Source organism: Gordonia sp. McavH-238-E, from assembly GCF_022348225.1.
In the GTDB taxonomy this organism is placed as follows: Bacteria; Actinomycetota; Actinomycetes; order Mycobacteriales; family Mycobacteriaceae; genus Gordonia; species Gordonia terrae.
Map to the genome: position 1 here is coordinate 214,731 of NZ_JAKRFE010000001.1, position 22,637 is coordinate 237,367.

The 22,637-nt window shown below is 62.4% G+C and carries 12 protein-coding genes and 1 pseudogene; 9 read left to right on the forward strand and 4 right to left on the reverse strand.

Annotated elements, in window-relative coordinates; genetic code table 11:
• The first annotated feature begins 99 nt into the window (after positions 1–99).
• The 3 genes from MHN80_RS00980 to MHN80_RS00990 are packed head-to-tail and all read left to right on the forward strand — an operon-like array spanning position 100 to position 5,842.
• On the forward strand, positions 100–1,611 hold the full coding sequence (locus tag MHN80_RS00980; RefSeq protein WP_239398812.1) for a DUF3375 domain-containing protein: 1,512 nt from the start codon (positions 100–102) through the stop codon (positions 1,609–1,611).
• Positions 1,608–2,501 carry a DUF4194 domain-containing protein gene (locus tag MHN80_RS00985; RefSeq protein WP_239398814.1) on the forward strand — a complete coding sequence of 298 codons (894 nt, stop codon included), beginning with the start codon at positions 1,608–1,610 and terminating at the stop codon, positions 2,499–2,501. The genes MHN80_RS00980 and MHN80_RS00985 overlap by 4 nt, the downstream gene beginning before the upstream one ends.
• Positions 2,498–5,842: an ATP-binding protein gene (locus MHN80_RS00990; protein ID WP_239398815.1), complete on the forward strand. Its 3,345-nt coding sequence runs from the start codon at positions 2,498–2,500 to the stop codon at positions 5,840–5,842. Before MHN80_RS00985 ends, MHN80_RS00990 begins: the two co-directional genes overlap by 4 nt.
• A 201-nt stretch (positions 5,843–6,043) precedes the next feature.
• Here the strand turns inward: MHN80_RS00990 and MHN80_RS00995 are convergent, their stop codons facing one another.
• The 3 genes and pseudogenes from MHN80_RS00995 to MHN80_RS01005 form a co-directional block, all read right to left on the reverse strand.
• The gene (locus MHN80_RS00995) at positions 6,044–8,008 is read right to left on the reverse strand and encodes an AAA family ATPase (protein WP_308219738.1); all 1,965 of its coding nucleotides are present in this window, start codon (positions 8,006–8,008) and stop codon (positions 6,044–6,046) included.
• Positions 8,009–8,213: 205 nt separating this feature from the next.
• Positions 8,214–9,226: pseudogene (locus tag MHN80_RS01000) on the reverse strand (IS481 family transposase).
• A gap of 189 nt (positions 9,227–9,415) precedes the next feature.
• Positions 9,416–9,814 (reverse strand): hypothetical protein, encoded by a 399-nt coding sequence (locus MHN80_RS01005; RefSeq protein WP_239398817.1) that lies wholly within the window; start codon positions 9,812–9,814, stop codon positions 9,416–9,418.
• A gap of 51 nt (positions 9,815–9,865) precedes the next feature.
• Here MHN80_RS01005 and MHN80_RS01010 point away from each other — a divergent pair, with 51 nt between their 5' ends.
• Positions 9,866–10,996, forward strand: coding sequence for a hypothetical protein (locus MHN80_RS01010; RefSeq protein ID WP_239398818.1), 1,131 nt, complete (start codon positions 9,866–9,868; stop codon positions 10,994–10,996).
• 370 nt (positions 10,997–11,366) lie between these two features.
• On the opposite strand, the gene MHN80_RS01015 is transcribed toward MHN80_RS01010, so the two are convergent.
• Positions 11,367–12,032 (reverse strand): EcsC family protein, encoded by a 666-nt coding sequence (locus MHN80_RS01015; RefSeq protein ID WP_239398819.1) that lies wholly within the window; start codon positions 12,030–12,032, stop codon positions 11,367–11,369.
• 250 nt (positions 12,033–12,282) lie between these two features.
• Between MHN80_RS01015 and MHN80_RS01020 the strand changes: the two genes are divergently transcribed.
• From MHN80_RS01020 to MHN80_RS01040, 5 genes are all read left to right on the forward strand, one after another.
• Complete coding sequence (locus MHN80_RS01020; RefSeq protein WP_239398821.1) at positions 12,283–12,744, forward strand: very short patch repair endonuclease; 462 nt, start codon at positions 12,283–12,285, stop codon at positions 12,742–12,744.
• 293 nt (positions 12,745–13,037) lie between these two features.
• A complete protein-coding gene (locus MHN80_RS01025; protein ID WP_239398823.1) occupies positions 13,038–14,852 on the forward strand; it encodes a UvrD-helicase domain-containing protein in 1,815 nt (604 codons plus the stop codon).
• Positions 14,849–18,040 (forward strand): helicase-related protein, encoded by a 3,192-nt coding sequence (locus MHN80_RS01030; RefSeq protein ID WP_239398825.1) that lies wholly within the window; start codon positions 14,849–14,851, stop codon positions 18,038–18,040. The genes MHN80_RS01025 and MHN80_RS01030 overlap by 4 nt, the downstream gene beginning before the upstream one ends.
• On the forward strand, positions 18,037–19,803 hold the full coding sequence (gene drmB / locus MHN80_RS01035) for a DUF1998 domain-containing protein (RefSeq protein ID WP_239398827.1): 1,767 nt from the start codon (positions 18,037–18,039) through the stop codon (positions 19,801–19,803). Before MHN80_RS01030 ends, drmB begins: the two co-directional genes overlap by 4 nt.
• Before the next feature lie 107 nt (positions 19,804–19,910).
• A complete protein-coding gene (locus tag MHN80_RS01040) occupies positions 19,911–22,634 on the forward strand; it encodes a DEAD/DEAH box helicase (RefSeq protein ID WP_239398829.1) in 2,724 nt (907 codons plus the stop codon).
• The last annotated feature ends 3 nt before the right edge of the window (positions 22,635–22,637 follow it).

The following is a 22,637-nucleotide window of genomic DNA, read 5'->3' on the forward strand; positions in this document are numbered from 1 at the left end:
ATGCCCGGCTGGACACGCGACCCACCGGGTGGGGCGGCAGCCGCCAGGCGTGGCAGACTACCCGGGTCCTCTAGTCCCCGAGATCCCCGTGAGGCGGCGATGGAGTTCTCAGCCTTCCCGGCTCCGGTCGAGGCCCCCGGCACGTCGAGCGGTTCCGAGTCCGCGCAGGTCACGCTGGCCGACGCGTGGGAATCGAACCGTTCGATCCAGAAGTCCGTGGGACGACTCTTCGCGGCCACCAACTCGGCTCTCTACGTCACCTTGATGGAACGTCACCTCGACTACGGCACCAAACTGTCGGAGACCGAGCTGACGGTGCGCCTGGACCGCGACCTCGCCGACCTCGACCTCACCGACCAGGCCACCGGCCTCGAGCTGGTCAAACTCTGGGCCCGGCAGGGCTGGCTGCACCGAGTCACCGACACTTCCGACCCGCACGCCCCCAACCTGTGCCATCTGACCAGCGAGGCACGGTCGGTTCTGGACTTCATGCGGCGTCAGCGGCGTGAGGATTCGATCGCCACCGGCGGCTCCATCACCGGTATCGCGTCGGAACTCCGACGCGTCGCCGGTCAGGTCAGCAACGATCCCGACCAGATCCGCTCGGAGATCGAGGCACAGATGTCCGATCTCGACGCTGAGCTCGCCGACCTCGACGCCGGCCGACGCCCCCCGGTCGACCTGCGCGTCGCTGAGGACGCCGCCCGCACCATCGGGTACCAGATGGAGCAGATCGTCTCCGACATCGGTCAGTACGGCACGATGCTCGACCGCATCACCACCGCGCTGCTCGACGACCCCGGTGACTCCGACCTCGCCTACCGCGACCGCCAGCGCCAGCTCTTCGACGACTACGAGGCACTCCTCGACTCGCCGCAGTCCGCGTCGTACCAGGCGTTCTCGCACCTGATCCAGGATCCGGAGCGTCGCGCGCGCCTGAAGTCCGACATCGAGACGATCATCGACAGCTTCCCGGGCATGGACGCGGGCCTGCGGTCCGTGATGGACAACTTCTTCGGCCTCGTCACCCAGCAGATGGCCGAGGTCGGGCGTACCAGGCAACGCTGCGCGCGCCGTATTCGACGCTTTGTCGCGTCGGGCACCCTCGAGCAGAGCCGCGGCCTCGCCCGTCAGCTCAACGACGCCCTGGCCACCGCCAACGAGCTGCTCAAGACGTCGCTCGCGGACCGCCGCATCGGCTACGAGCTACCCCTGGCCGCGCCGACGGTGAACTCGATCGGCCGACTCGCCTTCGAGATCCGCGAACACGTACCGCCCGCACCCGCGCTCCCGGCCGCTGCCGACGCCGACCTCACCTCGTTCGCGTCGCTGTCCGGCCAGGTCGACACGACCGAACTCACCGACACGGTGAACGCCGCGGTCGCCGCGGGGCCGGTTGCCCTGGCCGACGTCATCGAAGGACTTGAGGAGCCATACCTCGCGCACGTCATCGTCCTCTGGTCCTGGGCCTCGAAGCAGCAAGCGGCAGGGGAGAAGGTACCGATGACCACCGTCCGCTTCCGGTCCCTCATCGGCGACGACCACGCCATCGAAGTGCCCGACCTGACCTTCACCGAACCGATTCCGACTGCGGAGGTCGACGCCGAATGACATCTTTGCCCCCTGAGGTGCGAGCGGAGCGAGCCACGAAGGGCGACACCGATCCTTCGCTCCCTGAGGTGCGAGCGAACGACTCTCTGCCCCCTGAGGTGCGAGCGCAGCGAGCCACGAAGGGCGCCCCAACCCCCGACGAATTCGCCGGCTTCGACGACCTGCCCACCGTCGCGAACCGAGCGGCGACCCACACGCCGAACGCACCGCGCTTCGACGGCGACGTCAGCGAGCTGCCCGACCGCGCATGCTGGGCGCTGCAGAACCTGTTGACCCGCCGCTACATCAGCGGCGACCGGCAGCCGCAGCTGTGGTCATGGGTGGCCGAGTACCAGGACGTGTTGCGGGGGCGGCTTTCCGAACTCGATCTCCGGCTGCGCATCGTCGACGAACTGCAGGTCGCCTTCGTCGAGCAGGCGGGTTACGACTCCCGTTGGGGCCGAAAGATTCTCAAGCGGGAGACGATTCACACCTACGACGCCATCCTGGCGTTGCACCTGGCCAAGTATGTGCGCGCCGCTCGTGACGAGCCGGTGTTGATCACCCGCGAGGAGATCCACGAGCTGTTCGTCGGCGTCACCAACACCATCGACCGCGACCTCGCGCTCTTCGACAAGCGCATCGAACGCGCCCTCGACAAGATGGAGGAGCTCGAGTTCCTCCGCAAGCAGCGCGACGACGCCGACACCTTCATTGTCAGCCCGGTGATCTCCGCTGTGATGACGGCGTCGGTGATCACCGACCTGCAGCGGCAATTCGAGCAGTTCATCGGGTCCGGCGACACCGGCGAGATACCGCCGGAAGACCTCGCCGATGAGTCGGCCGAGCGCGACGACGACGCGGCTGATCTCGACAACGCCTACGGAGACGACGAAGGAGACGACTGGTGAACGGGCAGGTCGACCGGTACCACCTGTCCCGGTTGCAGCTGATCAACTGGGGCGTGTTCGACGGATATCACTCGATCCCGTTCAGTCCCAACGGTTCTCTGATCACCGGCTCGTCGGGTAGCGGCAAGTCGTCGTTGCTCGACGCCATCTCGCTGGCGTTCCTGCCCGACCACCGGCGTAACTTCAACGCCTCCGGTGATGCGACGGCGGCCGGATCGTCCAGCGGCAAGCGCACAGTCGGCAAGTACGTGCGCGGCGCCTGGGGTGAGCGGCGCGACGGCACCAACGCTCACCGCGAGATCATGTACCTGCGCGGCACCGGACCGGCGTGGGCGGCCATCTCGGTCACCTACACCTCCAGCTCCGGCGAGGCCATCACTGGCCTCGTCCTGAAATGGCTTGCCGCAGGCAAGATGACCGACGCGCACAGCTCGTACTTCCTCTACGACGGCGACGCCGACATCGTCGAGGCCTGCAACGAGTGGGCAGCCAACAACTACAACTCGGCCAAGTTCCGCGACCGCGGTTGGCGCGGCGGCCCCGGCGAGGGCAAATACCTCTCGACGCTCTACTCGCTCATCGGCATCCGTGGCTCCGACGCCGCGCAGCAGCTCCTCGGAAAGGCCAAGTCGCTCAAGAGCGTCGGCGGGCTCGCACAGTTCGTGCGGGAGTTCATGCTCGACGCCCCGACCAGCATCGTCGGCATCGCCGACGCCCTGGACCAGATCGATCCGCTCGTCGAAGCCCGTGAACTGCTCGACGTCGCGCGCCGCAAGCGCACCATCCTCGGCAATATCGAGGAGGTGCACGAGCGGTACGCGGGGGAGGCGGCCACCTTCTCCGTCCTCGACACCATCGACAACACCACCATCCGCAGCTACGTCAACAACCTGCGAATCCGCAACGCGGAGCCCGAGGTCGCCGACCTCGACGACCAGATCACCCGCCTCGACGGTGATCTCGCCGCGCTGACCACCCAGCACGACCAGCTCCGCCAGGACCACAGCCTGCTGCTGTCCCGGATCGCCACCTCCACCGGCGACCTCGCCCCGCTGCGCGAACAGCTCGGCGGTGCACAGAAACTCAGCACCGAGGTCACCGCCCGACGCAATGCGTACGAGGACAAGGTCTCCGCGCTCGGATTCACCCCGCCCACCCGGGCCGAGGGCTTCTGGTTGCTCCGCGAGGAACTCACCGAGGAGGCCGCCAAGATCGACGGTCAGCTCGACGCAGGTCGCGCCCATTACGCCGAGGCGCTGGCCAGCGAGGTCGCGGCACGAACCCGCCGCGACGCCGCGATGGAGGAACTCGGCCGCGTCGAGAACGCCGGCTCCGCACTGCCGCGTACCGAACACGAGATGCGTCGCGCCATCGCCCACGGACTGCAGATTGACGAGTCCGAGCTGAAGTACGTCGCTGAGCTCGTCGAACTCGACCCCGACGAAGAGCGCTGGCGTCTGGCCGTGGAGAAGGTGCTGCGGAACGTCGGCCTGCGCCTGCTGGTGCCCGACAGGCACTTCCGCGCCGCGCTGCGCTTCGTGAACTCGCACGACATGCGCGGCCGGATCCAGCTGCACCAGGCCGACTCTCGCCCGATGCCCGTTCTGGAGCCGGGGAGCCTGGCCTCGAAGCTGCGTCCCGTCGACTCCGCGCACCCGTGTGCCGCCGAGGCGATGACGGTCTTGTCCAAGCTGGGCAACCACATGTGCGTCGACAGCCCCGGCGAGTTCTCTCAGTACGCGAAGGCCGTGACCGACCAGGGCCTGCGCAAGGACTCGGCGAAGCTCGCGGTTAAGGACGACCGCCAGCAGCTCCGCCGGTCGCAGTACATCTTCGTCGGTGACGTCGCATCCAAGATCACAGCCCTGCGCGACGAACTCGACTACGAGGAGCGGGCGTTCGAGGATGCCCGCCAGGATTGCGCCGAACTCGATCGGGAGCGGAGCGCCAAGGAGAAGCGTCGCGACGCGTATCGCCGTGTGTGCGAGCAGTTCACGCAGTGGAACGAGATCGACGTCGACTCCGTGGATGATCGCGTCGACCAGCTCACCGACCAGTACGACCTCCTGATCGAAGAGAACCCCGACGTCGAAGCCCTCCAGCGCAAGGCCGAGGACCTGTGGGAGCAGGTGCGCAACGCGATTTCGCAGGCCGCGCTGGTGAAGGACAAGATCGCTCGCCAGGATTCCCGCCGCACCCAGCTCCTGGACCTCATCGACCGGTTGAAGCCCGAAGACGTTCCCGCGCAGGCGGAGAAGACTCTCGACGGCTTCCGCGAGGACCTCTCGGCAATCCTCGACGTGCTCAACCCGGAGCCGTACCGCCAGGAGATCGTCAAGGCCGCGAGCCGTGAGCGCGACCGTATGCGGTCGGATGCACGACGCTCCCGCGATGAGCTGGCCCGCATCCTCGACACCTACGACGAGGAGTTCCCGGACGCCATCCCGAATGACAGCGACGACTTCGACGAACGTCTCCACGACTACGTCGCGGTCTGCCGCCGCATCGACGAGCGTGAGCTACCCGCCGCCTACGAGCGGATGCGACGTCTGATCACCGAGCAGGCGCCGGGCGCGATCCTGGGTCTGCACATGGCTGCCGACGCCGAGGAACGACGCATCGTCGAGCAGATCGAGCGCGTCAACACCGGCCTCGGCGCGGTGGCGTTCAACCGCGGCACCCGCCTGCGCCTGCGACCGGGCCGCAAGAAGCTCGCCGCGGTCGAGGAGCTGACCGAGAAGGCCCGCCAGATCTCCAACCGCGCGACCGCGGTCAGCTTCGGTGACGAGCAGGCAATCCTCGAGCAGTATTCCGACATCCTGCTGCTGCGCGAACGCCTTGCCGGCAACACCCCGGAGGACCGCCAGTGGACGCGTGACGCGCTCGACGTGCGCAATCGGTTCGACTTCTACTGCGAGGAGCACGACGCCGAGTCGGGGGAGACCATCCGCACCTACTCCAATGCCGGCGACAACTCTGGCGGTGAGCAGGAGAAGCTGATGGCGTTCTGTCTCGCCGGCGCCCTGAGCTTCAACCTCGCCAGCCCGCACGGCAACGACAACCGGCCCATCTTCGCCCAGCTGATGCTCGACGAGGCGTTCTCCAAGTCCGACCCGCAGTTCGCTCAGCAGGCGTTGAGCGCGTTCCGCAAGTTCGGGTTCCAGCTGATCATCGTGGCGACGGTCCAGAACACCAGCACGATCCAGCCGTACGTCGACAACGTCGTGATGGTGTCGAAGACCGAGGCTGGGCCGGATTTGCGGCCTGTTGCCACAGCTACGTCGACGGGGATCAAGGCGTTCTCGGAACTTCGGCGGTCGGGAAGTCAGTTGTCGGTGTAGGGGGATCTCACGCTGCAAGAGCTGACGCCCGCACCACAGCTAGGTTGGCAGCCAGGGACAGCATCAAGCGCAAGTCGGACCTCGCAGAGGATCTCGTTCGTCAGCACCAGCAGATGTTGACCAAACTAGGATGCGGTATTCGCCTAACTGCCCTGCGGAAGGCCAACCTGGTGGGCGAGCAAGGCACAGTCAGGTCGATCCCTAGAGGTCTGCTGGTGCATCCTGCAATGCGGTTCGGACGGCATCGTACGCCGACTGCAGCAACGCGCTCTTCGCGCCGCTTTTCTTTGCGAGGCGAACTAGGCACGTTTTCTGTTTTGCCAGAATGTCTTCTGCAGTAACGCGCTCGTATTCTGGATCAATATCTTGTTCGGCAAGATGCACGAAATACTTCTTGGCCTCGCTCGTTGGTGTCATCAGATCGTATTGATCGTCCAACTCATGGGCGAGCATTGCCTCGGGAACGTAGCCAGCGAGAAATCGGACGTGACTCCGGCACCATCGGAGATTCCGGTTGATCTCGGATACTTCGGTCTTATCCGACCGGAAAGAGTCGGAATCCCGCCCGTAAATCTCGAAGCTTGATCCCGTGCCGAGGATTTCCTCAACGAGCTCCCGCCATCGCTTCACGAGTGCTGCCGCTTCAGCGGGGGTAGACGCATCGGTGGGGAGTTCATCGATGCGATCCCATGTGGGCTCGTGCGGGTTACCTGATCCCTCCGGCAGGGCCTTGAGCTGGTCACCATCCAAGAGAACGACGGTGTCGGTCGTTCCCGCTACTGCCAGCGTAGGAACGACGGTACGAATAATTCGGTCTGCACCACCGGGGACGGCTGTTGGTTCAACGGACTGCAGCGTGCTGGGCTCGTGGACACGCATTGCCGTCTTGACGATCTCTTCCACGAACTTATCCTCGACCAGTACCTTCGCGTGAGTTCGTGTACTTACGTACCCGAGATTGAAGAAAGCTTGATGGGGATATGTATGGTCTGACAACAGTCTGACAGTGCTATCCTGACCATTCGTCCCCAGCAATTTGATTGCGTCTGGAGGAAGACCCTGAATAATTGAGAGGGAATGAGTAGAGAGGACCACCTGGAGTCCTTTCTTCAAGCACATCTTTCCGATGTAGTCCATGAGTCTCGTCTGCGCGCCGGGATGCAGGGAGACTTCCGGCTCATCCAAAAGAACTAGTGCCGATTCCGGGGCTTCCGAGACTTCCGCGACCAGCCTGACAACGGCGAATTCACCACTCCCTGCATGGGCCTCGGAGTAGGATTTGCCTGCCAGAGTAATAAGCGCCGAGTATCCCTCGACGCCGTAGCACTTGTGTCGAACTAGGCGAATGCGATCGAATTTCTTGCCAAGTATTTGAGATACTGATGCTGTAGCATCCGAAGACAACTCGATTGGCTTTTCGAGGATTCTGTCGCCCACCCTCTTCATGGTGGTAAAAGCCTCGGATAGTTCGTACGATCGAGTTATCACCCGGTAGCGCCGCCCAGTCGATGTTCTAGTCCATTGGTCGGCCGCAGTATGGTGAACGAATTTGTCGTATGCCGACAGTTCGTCACGAAAGTCGAGATAGATGACTGGCTTCTTGAGGGCATTCCACCTATCCTTCGTCGGGGACATGAAGCTATCGAAAAGACTATCGGTAGGCAAAGGAGCCATTGCGTCAATATCGACACGCTTCGTGGGTTCCCAATAGTCTGGATCCTTCTGGCCCCGCAAGGCCTGAGGGATCCAATCATTTCGAAACTCTTTCGTAACTCGAGATTTTCGTACCTCTGCTAAACGTGACGTTCCATCACTGGCTCGTGCGATGTAGCTATAGATAAACCGATGTTGGTCCTTTTTGGTTAGCCGGTTTATTGGGTCTAGACTGGTCGAGAACCAATGGTTCGACATACTGCGTCGGCCCGGAGCGCAATCCAGTGCATGAAGAATTGATGATTTGTTGGATCCGTTCTGGCCCACAAGTGCGGTAATGGGAAATGTGAAATCGATGTTGAGGTCTTTCTCAAGTGCTTTGAAGTGTGGAAACCGAATCGATTCTATGTGTGGCACAGCTGTTGCGCGGAATCGACTTCGTAACTTCTCGATCTGAATTGTCACCATTCTCCCCGTTGCTTTACTTACCGGTTGCCAATTGTAGCCAACCATCGGAACGGCCGCTGGGGCGGTTACCCTGTCCGACTTGCTGACATTCCGACGGTTACGTTCCGGAAGACATGTCGACCGAAGTTCGAAGGGCCCCGACGGAGGATCGGGTGTCGGCTGCTCCAGCGATGCTATCGAGACGGACTGGTCGAGACTACGGCCGCGTGTGAAGTTCGAAGATTGGTCCAGTTCTAAGAGCGACGGTCGTCTATCTGTACTGACCCGCCAGGTTGGGTACGCGGCTGACGGGTGAGTTGCCTCGCAGTGCGGTGTGGCCGCGTTCGTGATTGTAGATGCGAAGGAAAAGGCTGCGACGCGTTCGGTTTCGCTGAGGTAGGGGCGGGCGTAGGCCCATTCCTCCTGCAGGGTGCGGTTGAAGCGTTCGACCTTGCCGTTGGTATGCGGCCGGTACGGGCGGGTCCACTTGTGCCTGATCCCGTTGTCGGCCAACAACTGTCGGAACATTCGGGACCGATAACATGACCCGTTGTCGGTCATCACCCGCGCGGTGGTGACACCGATAGAGGCGAAGTGCGCCACTGCCCGGGTCATGAACGCGGTCGCGGTTTCCTTCTTCTCATCACCGAGGATCTCTGAGTAGGCGTAGCGGGAATGGTCGTCGACGGCGTGGTGGAGGAACGCGTACCCCAGGTTGGGGCGGCCGTGGACTTTGCGGGGTCGTGCGGGCTCGCGGTGGGCGCTGGAGTTGCGGGCGCCCAGGGCGCGGCCGTGGATGCGGTGTCCGCCACCGTCGGGGATTCTGCCGAGTTTCTTGATGTCGACGTGGATCAAGTCTCCGGGCGCTTGGCGTTCGTACTGATGAATCTCGCGTCTGCGGGCACGTACGGGCGCCCCTGTTGCGGGGTCGGTCCATGACAACCGTAGGCATCGGTACCGGGTCAGGATGCGGTGCACCGTGGAGACGTTCACCCCCAGGTGAAACGCGATCCTGCCAGGCCCCCAGCGGCGGGAGACGCGTAACCCGACGACCCGGCGTTCCCGGCGCCGGCTGGTGCGATGCGGACACGACCGGGGTCGGCTGGAGCGGTCGACCATTCCGGCTGACTCTGCCTCGCGGTAGCGGTCGGCCCACCGTTTGGCCGTGGTGACCGACACGTTGAATCGATCAGCCGCGCGACGCAGTGGCCACCGGTCGTCCACGACGCACCGAGCCAGACGCAACCGACCAGTCGGGGACAACGGTGAATTACGGTGAGACACGAAGACCTCCGGGTTGAGGAGCGGTTCCTAGACAGCTCCACACCTCACTCGGAGGTCTTCCCTATGTCACGTCGACTCGCCGAACGCCGTACCTAACGTCCCGGGTCAGTACATCTAGTGGGTCAAACGTCCGTGTCGCGGCGACCCCCTCGCAGGCGGTCGCCGCACCGTCCGCCTGCGAGTTGCCCATTAGTCCAGTCGAGAATGAGTCAGCGGAAGACTCGCATCACCGAGCCCGAACTCGCTGTCCGTCGTGTGCCACATGTTCGATGAATCCGTTTCCGGGTAGACATCAAGCTCGAGATTGTCATGCTCCACGAGCCGATCTAGCCTGAAGGGGCTGAAGCTCGCAGGGTTCGTCGACAGGGTGCTTCTGGCACGGGTGCCCTCGACACGCGTCGCGAGCACCAGCCACCGGACTCGTGGGCACAGAAATCGTTCCGCGCGCTGTTCGTCGTAATGACACAGTTGGTGCGCGCACTGCGGCAGGATGTCGTTATGCGAGACCCGGATGACGACGAGTTCACGGCCGCCGATGTCGGGCGTTTGATTCTCTCCGCTGTGGCGGTTCTGCATCTTCGCGGTCATGCTCGGTTGCGGATTCTCCCTGGCGTATCACCGTCCGGTGCGTACTGGCGAGTGAACGTCACTGCCGTCGACAACATGGACGACGTTGGGTATCCGACGTTGGTCAACTGGGAAGCAAGCTTCGGCTGGAGCACCGCGGATGGGCGAGGGATCGCTGGAGTACGCGTTCACAGCACGACCCACCCCGAACACGTCGCGGAGTTGATTCTGAATCAGCTCACCAACAAAGGGGTGGGGTTTGACCCTGCTTACACGAGTTGGTACCAACGGATGCTTGAACGCGTCAACCAACACCAAGCATTACCAATTGCTTATGCGGAACACTTGGACCCGAGACAGGGATGGGAAGTCGGACCGTCTATCGGGGTTCGGATTTCGCCACCTCCAGGAAACCCTCGGACATTGGCCGACCTTGTCACTCCAAGTGCCGGCTGGTATGTGTATGCGCTTCGCGATGCCTCGACTGGCCGGGTGCTGTTCGTCGGCGAGGGCCACGGAGACCGTGTCTTCACTCATGCCGTACATCTGCAAAGGGAGTGGGAGCGGAGTGACGTAGGTCCGACTCAACACACGCATGTAGCTGCCAGTACCCAGGAAACTTCGATCCACGGCTTCATCATCCGGAGTGGCTTGGAATCTGCGAGCGTTGCTTCGGGGATCGCAGCTGCTATAACCACTATGCTCGCTCTGGTCGATCCTGCCCTGCACAATCAGTTTTTCACTCTAAGCGACTTCAACGTCGCGTCAAACGCTTCGGGAGGCGGATTGGCCAGCGTCGACCTTGATTCGGCGTCGAGTGTGATAACTAACGCGCAGGCGCCGCCAATTACTGTTCCTGCGTTGCTGATCAAGATTCCGCGACTTTGGAAGCCCACCATGGACGCGATCGAGTTGTACGATGCCACTCGTCAATGGTGGCGTCTGGGCGAGAGAAGGCAAAACGCTCGATACGCTTTTGCAGTCGCCCAAGGGATCATTCGCGAGGTGTATCGAATCGATAGCTGGGAGCCTGGTTGGGTCGTCAACGGGGCGTGGACAACCGAGCCCCAGAATAGGCCGCCAGACCGTTGGCGCTTCCAGGGTGATGTAGCTGAGTCGCTTGCAGCCGATTACAAGAATACGAAAGTTAAGCACCTCTATAAGGCCGGGGAAGCGAACCCGGTTCGCTACTTGAACTGCTGACCGAGCAGAATCCTGCTCCAGAGACCGGCGTTTCCGTACGAGTCAGTTCGCGACGCGACGGTCGAGTGCACGGAACTTCACTCGACGCCCTTCGGTTCGTCCCCGACGTCCTGCAGAGACCGTGCCGTCCCGCAGTTGCAGGAGTCGACCGCTGCCTCGAGTCGGCGCCCGAAGCTCTGTGCATGCTCGGTAGGCCCGGGGAGGACGGTGGCTCGCAGCTCTTCGGCTCCGCTACGGTGCTGACCTGCGATGTGCTCGGTGCGACTGTTCGGGCGTTCAAGTGCGGCCGGTTCCAAACTCTTCAGAACGGGCGAGTGGCCTCTACTGGCGTACCGGGTGCTTCGCTCGGCGCGACGAAATCCGGAACCTTCTACTGGCCGACTGGGGTGAACAGATTGCTTGCGTAGCGATGAATCCCGTTGAGCGTCACGACATTGACGCCTGCACCGATACCACCACCGACGAACGGCACCACTCTTACGAGATTGACGGCACCCTTGGTTCCGAACTTGGTGAGTAGCCGGAAGCCCACCGCCTTGTTGATTTTGATGAGAACGGACCCCGGGAGCCTGGTCAGTTGGGCGATTGCGATCTTGTGGCCGATCTCGATTCCGACGGCCCCCACCGCGGCACCTGCGCTCGCACCGAGTAGCGAGATCAGAATCCCGCTCCTCACCTCGTCCGATGTGATGTCGTATCCGCGTATGTGAGCGATAGCAGCGCACATGCGGGCCGCGTTCGCATAGAACGTGGTCACGTCGGCCGGGATTGTGACCGGCATTGTGACGAGTCCTCCGACGCCGGTTGCGAATCCGGTTGCACCCACAACTCGCCGGTGCGACGCGAGTAGCCTCTGGATCGCGACCTCGGGATCTTTGTGAGTACGGAGCACTTCCTCGGCAACCGTCTCTGCTGACTTGAACGGTCCGACGCCCGTGACAGCCATTCCGAGAATCTTCTCGGTGAGTTCCAATGCGTGTGACGAGTCACCCTCAGAAGGCGTGGTCGTGGACGATGGGTCGGCGTTCTTACGCATGTCTCTCCGGGGGTATGTAGAACTGACGTCGGCAGGCCGAGCAAATCATGGGGCCCGACAACCGGGCCCCGTCGCGTAATCGCCGAGCCTTCGTGCTCTGTTACATAGCGTACGGAGGGATATCAAGGGCACGCCCGAGTCGCTGCGCGCAACGGGAGCCAGTTCGTACTCTGACCGATTTCGTCGTGGTTGCTTGGTGCCGCTGAACCAGGCGTAACGGCCGACACCGTGGCGCCCCTAAACTGCCCACATGCCATCCGACGACGCGCCGAGTCCGCTGGGCGACCGGCCTCGCGCATCGTCGGAGTCCGTCCGCGCCCGGATGAGCCGGCAGCGCAGCAAGGACACGGCTGCCGAAACACAGGTGCGGCGCGCGCTCCACTCACGTGGTGTGCGCTTTCGAACGGACGTCAAAGTTGAGCCAGATTTGCGCACCCGCGCTGACCTTGCATGGCGCGGGCTCAAGCTGGCGATATTCATAGACGGCTGCTTCTGGCACGGCTGTCCCGAACACGCAACACGGCCTGCGGCGAACGCCGCGTGGTGGGCCCAGAAACTCGAGATGAACAAGGCCCGCGACCGACGTACAGATGGGATGTTGACCGAACGCGGCTGGACAGTTCGTCGGTACTGGGAACACGAACCGCCGGAGGCAGTCGCTGAGGACATCGTCAGGCTGCTCGACTCACTCCGGGAGCGGCCGAAACGCTGAGCTCGACCCGTCTGAACGATGTCCACCGTTCGAACGACACGGGTCGCGATCAGGTCTCGCCGAGTCGATCGCATGTTCGAAAATCATTGCGGCGCTTGTCGAGCCGATTCCGACCCGCGCCGGCCATATCTCCGGAACTGTCGGTCGGCCACGGTAGAACTGTCGAAGGCACACAGCGCGAAACCGGAGTTTCCTCGGGACCTTCGCATCTATCCGCGTGAGTGCTGTAGACGTGAACGTGGATCAGTCGTGCCAACCGGGCCGACATCCTGGGCCGAGACGATGAGATGCAGATGATGATGGACGACACCCAGCCCTTGCTCGACGATGATCAACGCCGCGTCGCCGAGGCAGACGTGGACGAGCGGCTTGTCGTGGTCGCAGGTGCCGGCCAGGGCAAAACCGAGGTGGTGGCGTCACGACTTGCTCACCTGATCGAGTCCGAAGCGCTCTCTGCGTCGACTGAACTTCTTGTGCTCAGCTTCTCCCGCGCAGCTGTGCACGCCGTTCGCACGCGACTGGTGCTCCGCGAGATGGCAGAAGTCAACGTTCGAACATTCGATTCGTTCGCCTCACAGCTGCTGGTTGATTGGGACATCGAGCCGACAGGAAGCTTCGATGACCGAATCCGGCAGGCCACGCAGCTCCTGCGTGACTCAGAGGACGCGCCCGATCTTGTCGAAGAGCTGCAGCACGTCATCATCGATGAGGTACAGGACTTGGTCGGGGACCGGGCCGACTTCGTTCTCGAGATCCTCGCAAAGCTTCCTGATGCCGCGGGACTCACTGTCCTCGGAGACCCCCTACAGGGGATCTACGACTTCGTTCTGGATGCCTCGAAGAGCGTGACCTCATTCGAGGAGTTCTACGAGCGGCTGACCACCGCGCATCGTGCCGAAAAGGTAACGCTCGCCCGCAACTACCGAGCGCGTGGCGACGACTGTCTCAGGCTGATCGAACTTGCACCGGCCCTCCGCGCGCTTGATGACGCGGACGCCGCGCTCGACCGCTTGAAAAGTTTCGAGTACTCCCTGCCACAGATGGAGCGCGTCGAGGACTGGGGCTTCGTGAGCCTGTACGCGGGGAGGACGGCGATCCTCTGTCGGAGCAACGCGGGCGTACTTCGTATCTCCCGGGAGATGGCCGACCAGGGTGTCCAACACGCCGTCCGTCGCCCCGCACAGTCCTTCGGTGCTGCGCGGTGGATCGCCCCCGCACTCGGCGAACTCTCGGGTCCGCTCGTCGCGCGCAGCGACGTCGAAACAAGACTCGAACAGGTGGTCGCGGACCTCGACAGCGATGACGCGTGGTATCTGCTGAAAGCAGCCGAGGGTTCTTCGCGCAGCCAAGGACAGATCGACTTGGGCCGACTACGCAACCGGATCAGGTCCGCGACCGTACCTCTTACGCTCACTCAGGGTGACGACGCCGACATCATCGTGTCGACGATCCACCGGGCGAAGGGGCTCGAGTTCGAGAACGTCTTCATCGTCGACGACGGATACGAACCCGTCGACAACGATCCGTGGGCCCGGGTTCGCGAACGGTATGTCGCGCTGACGCGCGCACGGGACCATGTAGTGATCGTTCATCCGGCGAAACCGCGCGAGTGGTCGGTGATACGCGAGCACAGATGGCTACCGAATCGACTTCAAGAGCGGCACGGACCGCGCGGTAAATCCCGCGCAAAAGCAATCGAGTTCGGTCCCGGTGACGTGTATGCAGCTCGCCCTACACGCGCCGGGGAGCGGGACGCAGCCGACATTCAGAGCACGCTGCAGACGGTGCGCGCCGGAACACCGGTCGGAGCAGTCATCGATGGAGAACGCACAGACATCGAGTTCCCGATCTACACACTGACCGTCGACGCTGTGCCGATCGGCAGAACCAGCGACGACTTTGGCGCGGCGTTCGCCAAGGCGTTCAACGTCAAGCCAGGTGTCTGGCCCGCCGAACTCACCGACTTGATGCTTGTCTCGGTAGAGACGGCTGCGGGCGACCCGGGAATCACCGAGAAAGCCGGCGTCGGGCCGGGCGGATTCTGGCTGGTCCCACGAGTAGTGGGCTTGGCCAGGCCGATGTGGGATGTGATGGAGGCAGTGGGATGAGCACACACGAGGAACTCGCAGAGAAGTACAGGTTCCGAGATGAGATGGTCGATGCGCTGACAGCCGACCTAATCGGGCCGGCGGGAGGCGACAACGAGACCATCGAGGAAGCCCCACTGAGCCGGTACATCATCGGCGCCCTGTGGCCGCGCCCTGCAGACGATGAGCTGCCAGACGAGCTCGAGCAGGAGCGCGGAGCTGATCCAGAAGGCGCTGAGGCCGATGGAGAGGGGGCCGACGATGGCAGCCCGATTGCCCAGGCCCGCATGCGCTTTCCATCGTCTGTCGGATTCACATTCTCCGTCCGTGCGACGGCGGGCCACATCACCATCGAGCCCGCTGCCGCAAGGTACGAACAGCCCGTCGACGACGATCAGGCAGCGTTGGACTGGAAGCGAATTCCGCTCACCGGCCACTCGTACAGTCAGAAATTGGACAAGTCAGGTGTGTACCGCACCGAGGTCGTGCCAGGTCTCGAGCTGTACCGGTACGTGCGACCCGAACGGAACGGCATCGTCACGGTCTCCGTTGCGCTAAACAACACCCACAAGGCCGTCAAAGGCGATCTCCGCGATGCGCTCGCGTGGTTCCAGGTCGGCATCGCCGTGTACACACAGAACGCCGACATAGTCGACCGCTCCGCACCGCGCAATATCGAGCAGGACCCGGATCTTGCCAGTGCGGCGCTCATGTATCGGCACGCCTACACGTTCGCCATCGGACACGGATGCGCGGCCGACTGGGACCTCGACGCGATCCAGAACGGGAGCGTGTCCAAGGTCGCAACGACATTCATCCCCTCCCACGAGGTGCATCGAGCCAAGCCCGGGCGGTTGGAAGGCATCGATCTCAGCATGGCGACACTGGCGGACCAGCCGGTCGACGTGGTGACAACCAACCTCCGAGGCTTGACGGCCAAGTACCGCGAGTGGATCGATGGCCTGGAGCAGAACATCGACAGCGGCAAGGTGGCCGTGGCCACCGAACTACGGCCGATTGCGCAGGGCCATCTCGACGACATGCGCTCGGCCGCAGGCCGTATCGATGCCGGCATCCGGCTCCTGGAAGACGATCCCGACGCATTCAAGGCTTTCCGCCTGGCCAACCGCGCAATGCAGCTCCAACGAGCAAGACAGGACTGGGTGCGCTCGGGGGCAAAGGATGGGGAACTGACCGACGGTTCAGAGTCGGCTTGGCGCCCGTTCCAGATCGCTTACGTCCTCCTCAATCTGCCGGGGATCGCCGATCCGAAGCACGATGACCGAGACGTGGCGGACCTTCTCTGGTTCCCGACCGGTGGCGGAAAGACGGAGGCCTATCTCGGGTTGGTGGCCTTCGTGATCTTCCTTCGGCGGATCAAGAACTCGTCCGCGATGGGTGTAGCTGTCATCATGCGATACACGTTGCGGTTGCTCACAATTCAGCAATTCGAACGAGCGTCCATGCTCATGTGTTCGCTGGAGACGGTGCGCAAAGACAACCCTGAACTTGGACCACGCAGCTTCTCGATCGGTCTTTGGGTGGGATCAGGCGCAACTCCCAACTGTATCAAGGACGCAAAAGCCTCACTTCGAAAGCTGGCGAACAATCAAGAGCTGCAATCGGAGAATCCGGTTCAGCTTACTCAATGTCCATGGTGTGGCGCACCATTGACCCACGAAAACTATAAGGTCAAACGTGATCCGCACAACCGGCTGATTGTTGCGTGCAAGCAATCCCGTTGCGACTTCCGTGCGGGGCTGCCGGTGCACCTCATTGACGACGACGTGTACGAGGCGAGGCCAGAGCTGATCCTCGGTACAGTAGACAAGTTTGCGATGATGAGCTGGAACGACCACGTCGGAAAACTGTTCGCCCGCGATGGCAAAGGGAGCCCGCCTGAGCTCATCATCCAGGACGAACTGCACCTCATCTCGGGTCCCCTTGGCTCGATGGTCGGGCTATACGAGACCGCAGTCGATTCCGCGTGCACGGTGAGTTCCCTGCAGGACGAGACAAATCGGGCTCGCCCGAAGGTGATTGCGTCGACCGCGACCATTCGCCGCGCTGACAAGCAGATCGAGGCGGTGTTCGCTCGCAAGGCCGCACTATTTCCGCCGCCTGGTGTTGATCCTGACATGTCGTTCTTTGCAGAGCCTTCTGACAAGAAGATGGTCGGTACCCGGCGTTACGTCGGTGTCATGGCTTCGGGAACTAGCCACGCCACCCTTCTCGTCCGGGTGTACGCGGCTCTCCTACAGGCGGCGAAGGATATCCAGGGTGAACACGAGACCCGAGACCCCTACTGGACTCTTCTCGGATACTTCAACAGCCTCAGGGTGCTGGGGAGCGCCAACCTCCAGGTCGAGGGTGACGTTCGCGAGCGTCTTGAACTGCTTGCGACCCGACACGGAAGCACGAAACGCGACCTAGATCTTGTGAGCGAGCTGACGAGCCGTGTCCCGTCATCGGAGATACCAGCGAATCTCAAGCAGCTCGAGAATCGCGTGGGCGGTGACAGTCGTCCGATCGATGTCGTCCTCGCGACGAACATGATTTCGGTGGGGGTCGATATCGACCGGCTGGGCCTGATGACGGTCATGGGGCAGCCGCAGGCAAGCGCCGAGTACATCCAGGCAACAAGCCGCGTAGGCCGCCAACATCCGGGTCTGGTCGTCACGATCTTCAATTCGGCACGGTCGCGCGACCGGTCCCATTATGAGAGCTTTACGCCCTTTCATCAGGCTCTCTACCGCGCGGTCGAAGCGACGAGCGCGACACCATTCGCAGCCCGTGCTCGCGATCGAGGGCTTCACGGTGTTTTGGTTTCCCTCGCACGTCTTCTCATCCCAGGAATGTCCGTGAACAACGCCGCCTACCTTGCGGACCAGTATTGGGATGAGCTTCGGGAGATTGCAGGTCTGATCGAGGCCAGGGCTGCGTTAGTGAATCCGGACGAGCTGGACGCGACGTGCGACGAGGTCGATGCCCTGCTAGACGTCTGGGCGAATGCGGGCCAGGCGCGGCCGAACATGAAGTATCGCAACACTAATCACGAGGCCTCACTCCTGATCACGCCGGAGGACGCGATGACCGAGGACGAGATCGACTATTCGCAGGATGAGGTTCCGTGGCCCACACTGCAGAGCATGCGTGATGTCGACGCCGAGAGCGGCCTGTTTCAAGTGGTCATGAAGGGGAAAGCATGAGCAAGATCGACGCCAAGGCACGCCGTAGCCAGTTGCTAAGCACGTACGGTATCGGCGGTCTTTTCCCCTCGGAGACATCAAGTTTCATGATTGCAGGCCTCGACTACTGGAGTGAAGATCGCGCACCGATGGTCAGTGAACCGAGGCTGGCACGCTCTCTCGGTGTACGCGAACTCAAGATGCCCCCAGCCAGCCCGAAGGATAAGAAAACTCGGGATGTGCCGGTGGTCCGTTTCCCCCAAACGCAGATCTGTCCGGCTTGTCGCAAGATCGGCAGAACTCATGATCTTGGCGGCGACTGGAACGCCGAAAAGTGCAAGTGCCAACGAAGGTTAGGGCCCTCCGGAGCTTCGCTTTCGCCTTTTCGCCTGATCACAGCTTGCATGCGCGGGCATGTCGATGAGTTCCCATTCTTTCAATGGCTCCACAACCATCAAGTCACCACACCGGGCGACACGCATCAGATGGTCATGAAGTCGCTCGGCCGGACCTCATCGCTCGAGGACCTGGTCCTCGAGTGCAGTTGCGGTGTAAAGGAACGGTCGCTGGAAGGAGCCTCGCGGTTCAATGCCATGAAGGGAGTCCTGACCTGTAAGGGCAAGCGTCCTTGGCTGGGACCGGAGTACGCGGAGGACTGCGGGGAGACTCCGCGAGTTCTGCAACGTGGTGCGTCCAATGTATGGTTCCCAGCGGTCCGATCGGCAATCTCGATTCCGCCCTATTCAGAGCCGCTGGCGAAGTTTGTGAACAAACATTGGACTTCGTTGAGGGATCCAGCAGCCGTCAATGACGTGCTGCTGCGGAACATTGCCGAGGAGTCTCGAGGCCGCTTCACGGTTGACCAGATCGTTGCGGAGTCTGAGCGACGCCGCGGCGACGAAGGAGGCGAAGCGATCGGGGAGGACCAGCTTCGGAAGCAGGAGTTCAGTGCTCTGCTGGAAGGTAGGGAAGCGGGCAAGGACGAATCGGATTTCGTCTGCGAGAAGACTGCATCTGATGGTGTCTTTCCCGAGCCGGTCCCGGCGGTAGTGACGGACTTGCGCAAAGTGACCCGTCTAAGAGAGGTACGGGCTCTGTATGGATTCTCTCGCTTAAGCGGGGCGGTCGACCCCGATAGCATGTGCAAGCTCTCTGGGGAACCCAAGGACTGGCTTCCAGCGATCGAAGTGATCGGTGAAGGAATCTTTCTGGCATTCGACCGCGATGCGCTTAGCTCGTGGGCAGACGAGCCGTTCGCTGAGAAGCAAAGGAAACAGCTTCAGGCTGCTGCAAACGAGCAAGGAGAGCAGTTCAAGAAGGCGCCCATGAAGGTTGATATCGTCAAGGTCGCCCTCCACACCTTCGCACACGTCCTCATCGACCAGCTCTCCCTCGATGCCGGCTACCCGGCATCGTCACTGCGCGAACGTCTGTTTGTCGATGAGGAGATGGCAGGCATCCTCATCTACACGGCGAGCTCGGACTCGGCCGGCAGTCTCGGAGGCGTTGCTTCTCAAGCAGATCCGAAGCAGTTCGCGAGCGCCGTCCGAGAAGGACTGATCCGACTCTCCTGGTGCTCATCCGATCCGGTCTGCATCGAGTCGACCGCTTCAGGCAGCGACGCGCTCAATCTCGCGGCGTGCCACGCGTGCGTGCTCGCACCCGAGACCTCGTGCGAACTGAACAACACGTTGCTCGACAGAGCGTTGCTGTTCGGCACTCACGAACCCGACGAGGAAAACGCGGGTCTGTTCAGCGAATACTTGGCTCAGGTCCAGGCCTAAGAGAGGGCACGACGGTGGCAGACATTGCCGCGGGCGAGAGAGTGATCGTTCGTGACGAAGAGTGGCTCGTTCGCGCGGTGCGAGCGACCGAGTTCGACGGTACCCGCGTGGAAGTGACCGGTGTCAGCGAGCTGGTCCGCGATCAGGATGCGGTCTTCTTCGACCATCCCGAACTCGACAGCATCGACCGGCTGGATCCGAAGGACGGTCGTCTCGTCGCGGATACGTCGCCTGGCTTTCGCCGGACGAGGTTGTGGTTGGAGTCCGTCCGCCGCGGCAGCCCGGTCCCCACAGCGGACACCCGGATCACCGTCGGGCACCGAGCCCTCCTAGACCGGATGGACTACCAGCTCCGACCGGCCGCGCAGGCTCTGCAGAACCTCCGACCGCGAATCCTCATCGGCGATGCTGTAGGCCTGGGCAAGACGCTGGAGATCGGAATCCTGTTGTCTGAGTTGATCCGTCGTGGACGAGGCGAGCGCATACTCGTGGTCACCCCACGTGCTGTCCTCGAACAGTTCCAGCAAGAACTCTGGACCCGATTCGCAATCCCGCTGATCCGACTCGACTCGGCGGGCATCCAGAAGGTCAAACGCGAACTACCCGCCTCTCGCAATCCGTTCAGCTACTACAAGCGGGTCATCGTCTCCATTGACACGCTCAAGAACCCGGCCCGCTACAAGCACCACCTCAAGAATCAGCACTGGGATGCAGTCGTCATCGATGAGTGCCACAACCTCATCAACCGGGGCACACAGAACAACGAACTGGCCAGGTTGCTCGCCTCGCAGACAGACGCACTCATCCTTGCAAGCGCCACACCACATAACGGCAAGCAAGAGTCCTTTGCGGAACTCGTGAATCTCCTGGACCCAACTGCTATCGCGGACGCCGCCGACTACACGGCCAACGACATCGAACATCTCTACGTCCGTCGGCATCGCAATTCGCCCGACGTCAAACTGGATGTCGCGCACAAGTGGAAAGAACGCAAGCAACCGAACATCATCGGTGTGAAACCGACGCCCGCGGAACTCGATGTCCTGCGCGAACTCGAGGATGTCTGGCTGCACCCCACGGGACCGCACGTCGTCAGGGGCCAGGGTCGGCAGCTGTTCCCGTGGACGCTGTACAAGGCATTCCTCTCGTCCCCGACAGCACTTCGGTCGAGTATCGAGCGGCGATTACGCAACGTGGACGATGATTTGGGTCGCGAGGCGCAGGCGCTCCGTCGACTCGACGAACACGCTGCCGCAGCCGAAGCGGGCGTGCCTGCCAAGCTCACGGCGTTGATCGAGCACCTGCGGGCCATCGGTGTAGGCAAGGACTCGGACACCCGTGTGGTCGTCTTCTCCGAACGCATCGACACGCTCGGGTGGCTCCACGACGAGATCACCAAACGACTCAAGCTGTCCGGCAAGGCGGTCAACGGTCTCCACGCCGTCGAGGTGATGCATGCAGGTCTCTCGGACGAGAAGATCCAGGCAATCGTCGAAGGCTTCGGACAAAGCACATCCAACCTTCGGGTCCTGATCGCCTCGGACATGGCGTCCGAAGGGCTAAATTTGCACAAGGAGTGCCATCAGCTGGTCCATTACGACCTGCCGTGGTCGTTCATCCGGATCCAACAGCGCAATGGCCGAATCGACCGGTACGGCCAGATGCACTCTCCCCAGATCACCGCGCTGGCACTCACGACGACCGCCGACGTGACCGATGACATGAATGTCGTCACCAAGCTCCTCAAGAAGGAGGACGAGGCCAACCGAGCACTCGGCGACGCCGGTGTCCTGCTCGACGTGCACGATGCTCGAATCGAAGAGGACACGGTGATGAAGGCGATCAGTGCCGGTCAGGACCTCGACGCGATCACCCCAGAAGTCACCCCGGCCAAGCTGAATCCGTTTGCGGCGCTGATGGTCTCGGGTGGTGAACACAGGTCGGATCCCGCACCGGAGACCGCCGAGAGACTGTCGTTCTTCGATGACGACGACAACTACCTCTTCGACGAACTCACCGACATCGCTGCCGGAACGCAGAGCGCCGACTTCGATTTCCATCGCGACGAAGACACGGACCTGATCGCCTTCGATCCTCCGGACGACCTGGTGACAAGGTTCCGCGACCTACCCGCGGACTATCGGGAGGAGCAGGGTATCGAACGGCGGCTCCGTCTCTCCGGCAGCAGAGGCTTCGCGCAAGAACGCCTCACCCGCGCTCAGGAGGCCGAGAAGACCTCGTGGCCGGACGTCCACTTCCTCGCGCCCATTCATCCGGTGCTCGACTGGGCAGGTGACCGGGCGGTCGGCAGATTCGGACGGAACGAGATTCCCGTCGTCAGTGGTGCCGTCGACGAACCGTACTTCCTCACCCAGGCGGTGTGGTCCAACGATGCCGGAAGTCCATCGATCGCCCACTGGGGTGCGGTTCGCGGACTGCCCGACACACCTGAGGTGCATTCGTTCGACGACATTGTCGACGGAGCGGGGCTCCGGGAGGGCGCAACGAACACGGGCATCGGCGATGCCGACATCGAGCGTCTCCGGCACTACGTACCCGCTGCCGTGGACGCCGCTCTTGCCCACTTACGCGAACGACGTGACGAGTTCGAAGCCGACCTACTCGACCGAGTCGAACGCTATCGGACGAGTCTCGAGACCTGGGAGCAGACTGCGTTGACGATCACCACCGCCGCCGGCAGCCGAAAGAACTCTCGACTCGAGGTCCAGAAGACGGCGGGCGACTGGAGCGAGATCATCAACTCGCTGGCCGCGTCCGGCGATCCGTTCGTCCGCGTCGTGGGTGTCGTCATCCCCAGGAAGGGAGTCTGACCG